Consider the following 10,464-nt stretch of genomic DNA (forward strand, 5'->3'; position numbering starts at 1 on the left):
TCTATTGCGTAATAGCTGCTTGGAAATTTTTTTTCAAATCGTCTACTGTGCGTACTTGGTTAATAAGATTAAAGAAGTTCCCGTCTTTTTCAAGTAATAAGGTTGGGAAAGAGGTTACCCCCATTTCATAAGCCTTGATAAAGTCTGGGTGTAGACTTTCTGGTTGATTCAAGATGCTTGATAGTTCTTCCATAGCCTTTGTAGGTAACTGATAGCTACCGATTAGGCTGGTGTAACTGTCTGCTTGACTGAGGTCTAACCCATCTTCAAAAAATAAGGCTTGAATATCTAATGTTAGCTGAGCATGGTTAGGTGTCTCAACATAGTTTTTCAAGACTGAGTAGGCTATAGCAGGACCAAGGGAGTCCATGGTAAAGTCCTTATCCTTAAACAATTGATTGTAGTTATCGCCAAAAGACATTTGGTAATAGCTTTCGATTTGTTTGTTGATGGTCTGTGCCTGCTGGAAATCAACCATTTTCTTTTTGTTATCTCCGACAAACAAACCTCCGTTAATGACCTCTATTTCTATGTCAGGATGGTCTTGCATGAATTTTGTGAAAATGTGGTTAAAGCCGTAGGTCCAACCACAATAAGCATCGATGATGTAATATAGTTTCATTTTAATTTTCTTTCATCTTATTTTCTTGGTTTTTGATTAGAATTTACCATTGCTATTGGAAGTTTTGGAATCTTCCTCGATTGGTACAACAACATCCCAGAGTTCTGCAATTTTATCATCTTCAACTCGATAAAGATCATAGAAGGATGTATATTGACCTGTAGAATCTAAGCATCTAACAAAGCTTGAGCTTGAGCTTGCAGACCAGCGATGGCTTCCTCTGACAATACCAACTGTCCAGTTCCCCATGCTTCTGGGTTGACAGTTGTACCTGTAAACTCACCAACGACTTGCATACGAACAAACGGTAGGAGTGCCTGGTAGCTAGCAAACATTGGCTCGTGTCCAGCATTTGCTACAGATGACACAGTTACAATCTTATCTTGGAGGGCAGATGGGCCACGTGTTTCTGACAAGTCTAGGGCACGGCTGAGCCAGTCAATCAAGTTCTTCACAGTACCTGGAATAGCAAAGTTGTAAACTGGTGAGAAAATCCAGATAGCATCTGCAGCCATAATCGCATCGCGTGCAGCTTGGACAGCTGGCAAGACTGGTGTTTCAAGGTCTTGATTCATAAGTGGGATTTCTTTATAGTTAAGATAAGATACAGTTGCTTGACCTTCTAAGATGCTTTCAGCCTGTTTAGCCATTTGGTGGTTGAATGAACCTTCACGTAATGAACCGACGATAAATAAAATGTTTTTCATAATGTTATATCTCTAAAAATTTTTTCTTCCCTGCTCTCGCAGTTTATGGTATTATTGTAACAGGTACTAAAAATATTACAAGTACGATTTTTTTGAATAGTCACTATCTTTTTATAAAGTAATGTGTAGTATCAAGGGAAAATAAAGGAGAAATTATGGCAACTTTCACACAACATACGGTTCCGGAGTGTCCTTATGTGACCACTCAAAGTGTCTTATCTGGCAAATGGAGTATCTTATTACTACATCATATCGAAGAAGGTCCTATTCGGTTTAATGAAATGCACCGTCGATTGACAGGGATTTCCCAAGCAACTTTGACCAAGCAGTTGCGTCAGCTGGAAGATGATGGTTTAATCACTCGGAAGGTTTATGCACAGGTTCCGCCAAAAGTAGAATATGAACTGAGTGAGATTGGTCAGGAATTTAAGTTGGTTTTGGAGCAAATTGAAGTTTTTGGGGATAAGTACATCGAATTTGTCAAAGCAAAAAAATGAGGCTGGGACAAAAGTCCTGGCCTCATTAGTTATTTTCAATAGTTAAACTTGACGCAGTGGTTGAGTGGGCTCTAATTAGCTGATTTTATCAGCTTTTACAGCCCTACTCAACTGTGCGGGGGTAGGACGACAAAATCGAACCCTGCGGGTTACCGATTTTTGTCCCACTCCCATTTTTATCTTTTATAGTTCGTCATCCTTAACTGCATTTAACCAATCGGCAGCAGCCTTGGCTGTGCTTTCAAGAGCACCTTCTTTGAACGGTGATTGGAGGTTTGCGGCTTCAACCACTTGTAGGAAGGACTTGGTGCCGCCCAAATCACAGATGCGGATGTAGTCTGCCCAAGCAGTTTCATCGTGATCTACCTGCGTACGTTTCCAGAATTGGAGGGCACAAACTTGTGCCAAGGTGTAGTCGATGTAGTAGAATGGGCTGGCAAAGATATGCCCCTGACGGTACCAGAAGATACCACGGTTGAGGGCTTCTGACTCGGAATAGTCACGGTCTGGCAAGTAGAGATCTTGGAGTTTTTTCCAAGTTGCCTTGCGTTCTGCTGGTGTCATCTCTGGGTGTTCATAGACTTCGTGCTGGAAGTGGTCTACCAAGACACCATATGGTAAGAAGAGAAGGGTACTTGCCAAGTGGGTAAACTTATACTTATCCACCTGTTCCTTGAAGAAACGGTCCATCCATGGCCACGTCATAAATTCCATAGACATGGAGTGGATTTCACAGGTTTCGTAGGTTGGCCAAACAACTTCTGGACTTTGAATCCAACGTGAACGATAGACTTGGAAGGCGTGACCTGCTTCGTGGGTCAAGACATCAATATCACCGCTGGTTCCGTTGAAGTTGGAGAAGATGAATGGGCTCTTGAAGTCTGGGATATAGGTACAGTAACCACCGCTGTTTTTGCCTGGTTTTGCAACCAAGTCCAAGAGTTCATGCTCAATCATGAAGTCGAAGAATTCGCCTGTTTCTGCGGACAATTCACGGTACATGTCTTGGGCCTGGCTGACGATAAAATCAGGGTCACCTTGAGGCACCGCATTGCCGTCTAAGAACTCAAGATTGAGGTCGTAGTGTTTGAGGCTTGGCACCTGCAAGCGTTTGGCTTGGCGTTGACGCAGATTTTGTACAATTGGTACGATATGTTTGAGGATTTCTTCACGGTACACCTTGACCATGTCACGATTGTAGTCGAAACGGTTCATCTTGAGGTAGCCGTATTCTACATAGTCCTTGAAGCCAAGTTTGTGGGCGATTTCCGTGCGGACTTTGACCAATTCATCGTAAACACGGTCAAAATCAGCTTCCTTGCTTTCAAAGAAGGCAGTTGTAGCAGCAGAAGCAGCCTTGCGGACCTCGCGGTCAGTTGCTTGACCGAATGGCCCCATTTGTGCCAAGTTGTAAGTCTGTCCTTGGAAATCAATCTCCGCACCCGCAATCAGTTTGCTGTATTCATCAGATAATTCATTTTCTTTTTGCAGTAATGGAATGACGTCTGATGAGAAAGTCTTGAGCTTGTTCTCAGCCAGCATGAAGAAGGTTTTAGGCAAGATATCTGACAACTCTTCCTTGTAAGGCGTCTGGACGATGACACGGTAGTAGTTGGTGGTCAATTCTTCAAAAAGTGGCGAATATTCATTCCAAAACTTGGTTTCTTCATTGTAGAACTCATCGTTCATATCGATGGTGTGGCGGATCATCCAGAGATTGTACTGGGTATCGACCAAGCTGAGTAACTTGGTAACGGCTACCACAAGTGTACGAGTTGTTTCCAAGTCACTTGCTTGAGCTAACTGATCGGTTAGCTCAGTAAATTGAGCCTTAATGGCTTCATAATCGGGACGGACATAGGTATAGTCTGAAAATTTCATAACTTTCTCCTTTTGTATTGTTACCTACTATCTTACTCTTTTTGAAAACGTTTGGCAAATCCTGACCCGTTCATGTTCACAAGTCTTTCTATTTATGGTAAAATGTAGGAGATTATTAGAAAAAATGAGGTTGTAGACATGTCTAAATTTTTAGTTTTTGGTCACCAAAATCCTGATACAGATGCCATTGCATCATCATACGGCTGGGCTCACTTGGAGCGTGAAGTGTTTGGTCGTGATGCGGAAGCAGTTGCACTTGGAACACCAAATGAAGAAACAGCGTTTGCGCTTGACTATTTTGGTGTTACTGCACCGCGCGTGGTTGAGTCTGCTAAGGCAGAAGGCGTTAGCCAAGTCATCTTGACAGACCACAATGAATTCCAACAATCAATCGCAGACATCAAGGATGTGGAAGTGGCAGCTGTTATTGACCACCACCGTGTCGCAAACTTTGAAACTGCAAACCCATTGTACATGCGTTTGGAGCCAGTTGGTTCAGCATCTTCAATCGTTTATCGTGCCTTCAAAGAAAATGGTGTGACGCCTCCAAAAGAAGTAGCGGGCCTCCTCTTGTCAGGTTTGATTTCAGATACACTCTTGCTCAAATCGCCAACAACTCATGCAACAGACCCACAAGTAGCGGCTGAATTGGCAGAAATTGCTGGTGTGAACTTGGAAGAATATGGCTTGGCACTCTTGAAAGCAGGTACCAATCTTGCTAGCAAGTCAGCAGAAGAATTGATTGACATCGACGCAAAAACCTTTGGTTTGAACGGAAATGACGTGCGTGTAGCCCAAGTCAACACTGTTGATATTGCAGAAGTCTTGGAACGCCAAGCAGAAATCGAAGCAGCTATGACAGCAGCATCAGCAGCAAATGGCTACTCTGACTTTGTCCTCATGATTACAGACATCGTTAACTCAAACTCTGAAATCCTTGCGCTCGGTAGCAACATGGATAAGGTGGAAGCGGCCTTCAACTTCAAGTTGGAAAACAACCATGCCTTCCTTGCTGGTGCAGTTTCACGTAAGAAACAGGTTGTACCGCAATTAACAGAAGCATTTAACGCATAATGAATTTTTCTACCTACCTCGAACCTGAAGTTGGTAGGGAAACCTAACCTAGCACCTTCGGGTGCTTTCTTTATTGAAAGGAAAATCATGTCTTATACAGTAAATTTTAAAGAAGTCGAAACGACAGGTTTAGAAACTAGTCCAGTCGCAGAAGTCTTGGCAGGTCTGCGTGCCAACGAAGCCCGCTATTTCTGGAACAAATACAAGCAGGAGTTCGTGGTCTATACACCAGAAGAGAAGCCTGAAATCCTGCCCTTCATCGAGCAGGTCTTGGCAGAGCGGGACATGGTTTTTCCTTACACTCCGCTCAATGTCGCTCAGCTTGAGGTAGATGGCGTTCTCTGGTCATTTGTCTTTTATGACAATGGCCTGGCTGTCAATGTCCTCTATACGCTAGAAGAAGGAGGCAAACGAGCTGTCGGATTCAAATTGTCAGACGGCATTGACATTCCCAAAGAATTTGAAGGCAAATTCAAGTTTGCCCGCCAACGATCCAAACTAGCTGGCGAAATTCGTGGCACCTTCTTTGTTGTCAAGGGCCAGTATTTGTAAGTTAATGATTTGCTATAACATTAGTTAGAGCCGTTAAGGAGTGGAGTTAGGTTTTAGCCAGACTCCATTTTCATTTTTATCTCAAAATTTAGACTGCAAATTATTGAAAATCGGCTTACATTTTTTAATTGTTGGGTCATTACAACAATATATTTAGCACTAAAAATAAGCGATAGCTAGTTATTGAAATATGTATAACTTAAAAAATAAGTAATAATGTTTAGTTAGAAATATTTGAAACAAATAGTTTGGTTTTAGTCAAAGTATCATCTGTCGAATGATAGAAATGTAGTTTCCATTTATTGTGAGTGACGATTATCGCAAACGGAAATAGAAACAGGGCATATCTAGGTTTTTAAATTTTAGAACACTAATACTATTTTGTGAGCGGGATAATAATCTCTGCACTCAAGCTTGTCCTTTTCTAAGTGCAAATTACAATAGTTTGATGATGCATATGAAAAAATAAAAAACAAAGAACCAGAATATACTCAGTTCTCTGTTTATTTTTTTATCTTATTTTTTAATCGTTTATTATTTTGTCTAAGTCCAAATTGAACCAAGCGAAGTCCGACTAACCCTGTTGCACTCGCTAGTAAAAATGCAGGTAATACAGGCATATCCAGCGATAAATAGATATAACAGGAGATTACAGTAATCAAGCTAAACAAAACAATATTTACAAAAAATAAGAGTTCTGAGATGCGTTCATTGTTAGGATTTTTAACTTGATAGGATTGAAATTGAGTTTTTTTCTCTTTCAGGATATTGTCTTCGTACTGGTATTTTTGGGACTGATATTGTTTCAAAGCCATATCGTCTCCTTTTCTGCTTCTTAAAGCATAACATAACAATTATGAATTTTTATGTCAGTAATATTACAATACGGTTACAAGAGATAGATTAAAAAAGTCTGAACATTAAATTTAATGTAGCTATATCATGAAAGAGAATGTTTGTGATATAATTAACTTTATGGGAAAAATTATCATTACAGCAACAGCTGAAAGTATTGAACAGGTCAAGGAACTGCTAGCGGCAGGTGTTGACCGCATTTATGTTGGCGAAGCCGACCATGCCCTCCGCATTCCAACAAATTTTACCTATGATGAGCTTCGGGAAATAGCGGAGCTGGTCCACGGAGCAGGAAAGGAATTGACTGTTGCAGCCAATGCTCTGATGCACCAAGATATGATGGACAATATCAAACCGTTTATGGAGCTAATGAGGGAAATCAAGGTTGATTATCTGGTTGTCGGAGATACTGGAATTTTCTATATCAATAAGCGTGATGGCTACAATTTCAAGCTAATCTATGATACATCTGTCTTTGTGACATCCAGCCGTCAGATTAACTTTTGGAAAGATCATGGAGCAGTGGAGGCTGTTTTGGCAAGAGAGATTCCATCAGAAGAACTCTTTGATATTGCTAAGAACTTAGAAATACCAGCGGAAATCTTGGTCTACGGCGCCTCTGTTATTCACCATTCCAAGCGGACCTTATTGCAAAATTACTACAATTTTACAAAGGCTGATGAGACAGATTTGTCACGTGGACGCGGACTTTTCTTAGCTGAGCCGAGCGACCCAGATAGCCACTATTCTATCTTTGAAGATAAGCATGGTACGCATATCTTTATCAACAATGACATTGATATGATGACCAAGCTGTCAGAATTAGATGAACATGGTTATCATAATTGGAAACTTGATGGTATCTATTGCCCTGGACAGAACTTTGTTGAAATTGCTAAGCTTTTTGTTCAAGCAAGAGATTTGATTGAAAAAGGCGAATTCACTTATGATCAGGCCTTTCTGCTAGACGAACAGGTTCGCAAGCTCCATCCAGCTGAACGTGGTTTGGACACTGGTTTCTATGAATTTGACCGCAATAAGGTTAAATAACAATAGTTTTATCACAATTTATTTACTTTAACCTGGCAGAGTTAGCTCTGTCGTGTACTATGTAAGGTCAGAGCACGAAAACGCCTTTGGGCGATTTTCTAATCTCTTCCCTAGGTTTCCGAGTGAAACAAGATCGTTTACAGTATTCTATCCTGGCAGAGTTAGCTCTGTCACTTACAATGTAAGGTCAGAGCACGAAAACGCCTTTGGGCGATTTTCTAAACTCTGCACTAGGTTTCCACATGAAAAAGTATCGTTTCATGTGGAAACCGTCGCAAATAGAGGAGATTTTACATGATGTCAAAAACATTAAAGCGTCCTGAGGTCTTGTCACCTGCTGGGACTTTGGAGAAATTGAAGGTTGCCATTGATTATGGTGCCGATGCTGTCTTTGTCGGTGGTCAGGCCTACGGTCTGCGTAGCCGGGCCGGTAACTTTACCATGGACGAGATGCGGGAAGGGATTGAATATGCCCATGCCCGTGGTGCTAAGGTCTATGTAGCGGCCAATATGGTCACCCACGAGGGTAATGAAGAAGGGGCAGGAGCCTGGTTCCGCGAATTGCGTGACATGGGCTTGGATGCCGTTATCGTGTCCGACCCTGCCCTCATTGTCATCTGTGCGACAGAGGCGCCGGGACTTGAAATCCACCTGTCTACCCAGGCTTCATCGACCAACTATGAAACCTTTGAGTTTTGGAAGGAATTAGGCCTGACCCGTGTTGTCTTGGCTCGCGAAGTGACCATGGAAGAGGTGGCTGAAATCCGCAAACGGACAGACGTTGAAATCGAAGCCTTTGTTCACGGAGCCATGTGTATCTCCTACTCAGGCCGCTGCGTTCTCTCCAACCACATGAGCAAACGCGATGCCAACCGCGGTGGCTGCTCCCAGTCTTGCCGTTGGAAGTACAATCTCTACGACCTCCCATTTGGTGAAGAACGTCGTTCGATTAAGGGGGAAATACCAGAGGAGTTCTCCATGTCTGCGGTGGATATGTGTATGATCGACCATATTCCAGACATGATTGAAAATGGGGTCGATAGCCTAAAAATTGAAGGCCGGATGAAATCTGTCCACTACGTGTCAACCGTAACCAATTGTTACAAGGCGGCAGTCGATGCCTATCTGGAAAGTCCGGAAAAATTTGAAGCCATCAAGCAAGACCTGATTGACGAAATGTGGAAGGTAGCCCAACGGGAATTGGCAACAGGTTTCTACTACAGTCCACCGAGCGAAAACGAACAGCTCTTCGGTGCCCGCCGTAAAATTCCAGAATACAAATTCATCGCCGAAGTAGTGGCCTTTGACAAGGAAACCATGACTGCCACCATTCGCCAACGCAATGTCATCAACGAAGGTGACCAAGTGGAGTTCTACGGACCAGGTTTCCGTCACTTTGAGACGACCATTCAAGACCTTCGTGATTCGACAGGTGAGAAAATTGAACGTGCCAACAAGCCAATGGAACTCTTGACGATCAAACTAGACCGTGAAATCTATCCTGGTGATATGGTTCGTGCCTGCAAATCAGGCCTCATCAACCTCTACCAAGAAGATGGTCAATCATTGACTATTAGAGCATAAAATAAAAGGCTGGAAATTCAGCCTTTTATTTGTTTTTGAGAGGTTTTTACACTTTCTGGAACCAGGGTAAGCTTCTTAATATCTTGGATATTGATAATGCTAGTTACCCGACGTTTGAAATTTTTCATGATGATCCGTTGGCGTTCCTTATCGTATTTGACAATATCACCTGTAAAACTGCGGTCGTTATAGATAACATGAATGGCGGCTTTCTTGTAGAGTGCTAGTTCTAAATTGTTCTTAATCTCTTCCTTGCTGTCAGGCTCAATGGTCTTAGGAGCTTTGCCATTGCCCAAAAAGATATTGACCTGCTCTAAAATAACTTCCAAAAATCTCTTCATGGCATTATCCTTTCAAACTTGTTATAATTATAGTATCCAATTTTCGCAAAAATGACAAGTTTTTTCGAACAAATAAGTGAAGGAGGTAACAAATGGCAGAATTTACATTTGAAATCGAAGAAAAACTCTTGGTCCTATCTGAAAATGATAAGGGTTGGACCAAGGAACTCAATCGTGTATCATTTAATGGCGCACCAGCCAAGTATGATATCCGTACCTGGAGCCCTGACCACACTAAGATGGGCAAGGGAATCACGCTCAGCAATGAAGAATTCCAAGTTCTCTTGGATGCCTTTGCTAATAAATAAATGAAAGAAGCCTAGGAGAAAAAGGCTTCTTTTTTGGTGATAGGTTGCAATAGGCGGTGGCATAGAGTAACAATGGAAATTTTGACCAAGTCTGGTAGGATAAAGGGAAGGACTGTCCAGGCTAAGGTATCTGACCAGCTAGCACCTGAAACAAGCTTAAAGACCAAACAGCCTAAAAGGAAACAACTTGCGGTTCCTAATAGACAGGCTAAGAAAACAGTCACAGGTGAAGAAGTTGACTTGGTGAGGACTGAAGTAATAGCGGCATAGATTAAGAAGCCCCATAAAAAGCCAGCAGTTGGTCCCATGAGAGCAGCAAATCCACCCGAAAATCCAGCAAAGACAGGAAGTCCGATAGCTCCTATGTTCAGATAGAGTCCAACACTTGCAATGGCTTCTTTCGGCTTGTATAAACAAGCTACTAAGCCGATAGCCAAGGTCTGTAGAGTAAAGGGAACAGGCCCGATAGATATGCTGATTTGTGATAAGGCAGCAATAATAGCTGTACTGATAGCGATGAAAACAAGGGATTTTGTCGATTGATTCGTCATTTTGTTATCCTTTATATTTTTTTAGGTTAACAAAAGTATAGACATTCTAGGTTTAAAAGTCAATGCTAGGGTCATCGGATGTAACATGGTTATAGTTTTTATTTATGGGAGTAGATAGAAAATATATATTAGTAGACTTACTACTTTCATGTTAGAATAATAAAAAAAGAAAGCGAGAATTGCCATGTCAGAACTACTTGAAATTTACCGTACCCTTAAATCTAAAACCTGGGTGGACTTGACCCATCAAATCAATGAAAACAGCCCGCATTTTCCTGCTCTTCCAGCCTTGGAGAAAAAGGCCTTGTTTACTCATGAACAGCTCCCTGTCAAGTGGACAATGAAATAATAAAAGATTAGGCGACGGCCTTGTTCCTCATTTCAAGAGGGGCAAGGCCGTTGTTGCGTTCTTGAAAACGTTGGTGATTGTAAAAATGGATGT

Annotated in this window: 12 protein-coding genes and 1 pseudogene; 7 read left to right on the top strand and 6 right to left on the bottom strand. The window is 41.9% G+C overall.

All coding sequences use genetic code 11. The features are described 5' to 3' along the window. Position 1: 1 nt before the first annotated feature. Complete coding sequence (locus NF418_RS09580) at positions 2-622, bottom strand: thioredoxin (RefSeq protein WP_256779449.1); 621 nt, start codon at positions 620-622, stop codon at positions 2-4. Between the two features lie 167 nt (positions 623-789). Beyond that, on the bottom strand, positions 790-1,329 hold the full coding sequence (locus NF418_RS09585; protein ID WP_256779450.1) for an NADPH-dependent FMN reductase: 540 nt from the start codon (positions 1,327-1,329) through the stop codon (positions 790-792). A gap of 155 nt (positions 1,330-1,484) precedes the next feature. On the opposite strand from NF418_RS09585, the gene NF418_RS09590 reads away from it, so the two are divergent. After that, complete coding sequence (locus tag NF418_RS09590; protein WP_256779451.1) at positions 1,485-1,826, top strand: winged helix-turn-helix transcriptional regulator; 342 nt, start codon at positions 1,485-1,487, stop codon at positions 1,824-1,826. A 183-nt stretch (positions 1,827-2,009) separates the two neighbouring features. Here the strand turns inward: NF418_RS09590 and NF418_RS09595 are convergent, their stop codons facing one another. After that, the gene (locus NF418_RS09595) at positions 2,010-3,707 is read right to left on the bottom strand and encodes a M3 family oligoendopeptidase (RefSeq protein WP_256779452.1); all 1,698 of its coding nucleotides are present in this window, start codon (positions 3,705-3,707) and stop codon (positions 2,010-2,012) included. Between the two features lie 138 nt (positions 3,708-3,845). On the opposite strand from NF418_RS09595, the gene NF418_RS09600 reads away from it, so the two are divergent. Next, on the top strand, positions 3,846-4,781 hold the full coding sequence (locus NF418_RS09600; RefSeq protein WP_024387158.1) for a manganese-dependent inorganic pyrophosphatase: 936 nt from the start codon (positions 3,846-3,848) through the stop codon (positions 4,779-4,781). A gap of 87 nt (positions 4,782-4,868) precedes the next feature. Further along, on the top strand, positions 4,869-5,333 hold the full coding sequence (locus NF418_RS09605) for a phage tail protein (RefSeq protein ID WP_256779453.1): 465 nt from the start codon (positions 4,869-4,871) through the stop codon (positions 5,331-5,333). 503 nt (positions 5,334-5,836) lie between these two features. On the opposite strand, the gene NF418_RS09610 is transcribed toward NF418_RS09605, so the two are convergent. Continuing rightward, entirely contained in the window at positions 5,837-6,148 is a 312-nt protein-coding gene (locus tag NF418_RS09610) for a DUF3270 domain-containing protein (RefSeq protein WP_256779454.1), read from the bottom strand. Between the two features lie 160 nt (positions 6,149-6,308). On the opposite strand from NF418_RS09610, the gene NF418_RS09615 reads away from it, so the two are divergent. Together NF418_RS09615 and NF418_RS09620 are read left to right on the top strand one after the other, a co-directional pair. Continuing rightward, complete coding sequence (locus NF418_RS09615) at positions 6,309-7,238, top strand: peptidase U32 family protein (RefSeq protein ID WP_105144757.1); 930 nt, start codon at positions 6,309-6,311, stop codon at positions 7,236-7,238. Between the two features lie 297 nt (positions 7,239-7,535). Beyond that, on the top strand, positions 7,536-8,822 hold the full coding sequence (locus NF418_RS09620; RefSeq protein ID WP_172081154.1) for a peptidase U32 family protein: 1,287 nt from the start codon (positions 7,536-7,538) through the stop codon (positions 8,820-8,822). A 17-nt stretch (positions 8,823-8,839) separates the two neighbouring features. Here the strand turns inward: NF418_RS09620 and NF418_RS09625 are convergent, their stop codons facing one another. Next, positions 8,840-9,163 (bottom strand): hypothetical protein, encoded by a 324-nt coding sequence (locus NF418_RS09625; protein WP_256779455.1) that lies wholly within the window; start codon positions 9,161-9,163, stop codon positions 8,840-8,842. 92 nt (positions 9,164-9,255) lie between these two features. Here NF418_RS09625 and NF418_RS09630 point away from each other — a divergent pair, with 92 nt between their 5' ends. Next, positions 9,256-9,471: a YdbC family protein gene (locus NF418_RS09630; protein WP_004194749.1), complete on the top strand. Its 216-nt coding sequence runs from the start codon at positions 9,256-9,258 to the stop codon at positions 9,469-9,471. An 11-nt stretch (positions 9,472-9,482) separates the two neighbouring features. On the opposite strand, the gene NF418_RS09635 is transcribed toward NF418_RS09630, so the two are convergent. Next, complete coding sequence (locus tag NF418_RS09635; RefSeq protein ID WP_256779456.1) at positions 9,483-10,022, bottom strand: biotin transporter BioY; 540 nt, start codon at positions 10,020-10,022, stop codon at positions 9,483-9,485. Between the two features lie 184 nt (positions 10,023-10,206). Here NF418_RS09635 and NF418_RS09640 point away from each other — a divergent pair. Further along, positions 10,207-10,341 (top strand): annotated as a pseudogene (locus NF418_RS09640) (cyclase family protein); the annotation flags it as partial. Between the last annotated feature and the right edge of the window lie 123 nt (positions 10,342-10,464).

This window comes from Streptococcus suis (assembly GCF_024509555.1).
Lineage (GTDB): Bacteria > Bacillota > Bacilli > Lactobacillales > Streptococcaceae > Streptococcus > Streptococcus suis_AD.